This is a genomic window from Halorubrum yunnanense (assembly GCF_026586675.1).
GTDB classification, from domain to species: domain Archaea; phylum Halobacteriota; class Halobacteria; order Halobacteriales; family Haloferacaceae; genus Halorubrum; species Halorubrum yunnanense.
In genome coordinates this window covers 1-1358 of the sequence record NZ_JAODIX010000098.1, presented here as the reverse complement: position 1 = coordinate 1358, position 1358 = coordinate 1, and the positions used below count along the sequence as shown (strand labels likewise).

1 pseudogene is annotated in these 1358 nt (G+C 56.4%); it reads left to right on the top strand.

What is annotated here, in order from left to right:
• Positions 1–175: 175 nt before the first annotated feature.
• A pseudogene (locus tag N5096_RS16045) lies at positions 176–1358 on the top strand (RNA-guided endonuclease InsQ/TnpB family protein); the annotation flags it as partial.

Genomic DNA, 1358 nt, shown 5'->3' with positions numbered 1-1358 from the left:
AGCAGAAACTGCTGACGAGTGGCTCAGATCATTCGCTTTCGCATGGAATCAGCTTATCTGAACACTACGAATCCGACAACCCCTACGCAATCAACCGTCGATAGCAAGGCCGGATATTCTACGCCAACCGACACTATTAACAAAACAGCATCTATAACCAGTTATGAAGCCAGAAATGAGTCGAACCGTCCGAACCTTCGAGGCCACCATCACGAACCAGCGGCAGGTTCGTGACGACCTTGATCAACTCGGATGGGCCGTCACCAGAACCGACGGTTCTGGTTGGCTTACGAGAACAAAGTTCTCGTAAACGCCTCAAAACTCTGGAACGTCGGTCGCTACTACGCACAAGAACAGTGGGACGAAACGGGCGAGATTCCCGATGACGGGGAACTCAAAGCCGAACTCAAAAGTCACGAACGCTACACGGACTTACATTCTCAATCCAGTCAGCGCGTTCTCGAAGAACTCGCTGAAGCGTTCAACGGCTGGTTCGGCAAGCGTCAGAACGGCGACGACCGTGCCCGACCGCCCGGCTACCGCAAAAATGGAGACTCCCACCCGCGTTCAACCGTGTCGTTCAAAGCGGCTGGCTTCAAGCACGACGCACAGTTCAACCGCGTTCGCCTCTCGAAAGGCCGCAACCTCAAAGAACACCGTTCAGACTTCATCCTGTGTGAGTACCAGACTCGCCCGGATGTTGACCTGACCGAGTGGGACATTCAGCAGGTTCGCGCGATCTACAAGCGCGACGAGTGGCGACTTCAATTCGTCTGTCGCACCACCATTGACCCGGAACCGCCGGGCGATGAAGTGGCCGGTGTTGACCTCGGGATTTGCAACTTCGCCGCCGTCTCGTTCGGCGGCGAATCGGTGTTGTATCCCGGTGGCGCACTCAAAGAGGACGAATACTACTTCACAAAAAAGAAAGCCAAGTGCGACGATTCCTCGTCTCGTGTGGCCACCCGACTTGACCGCAAGCGGAGGGGTCGTCGGACACACTTCCTGCACGCACTCTCGAAAGCAATCGTAGAGGAGTGCGTCGAACGAGGCGTTGGAACGCTTGTCGTTGGCGACCTCGGCGGGATCCGAGAGGATAATGAGAACGGCGAGTCTCGGAATTGGGGCGACCACGGCAATCTTGACTTGCACGGGTGGGCGTTTGACCGCTTCGCGACGCTACTCGACTACAAGGCGGAAGCCGAGGGCATCGACGTGGAGTTGGTGTCGGAACGTAATACGTCGAAGTCGTGCTCGGCGTGCAGCCACACGGACGATAACCAACGGGTCGAACGTGGTTTGTACGTATGTGAGGCGTGCGATACGGTTGCGAACGCAGACGTAAACGGTGCGGAGAA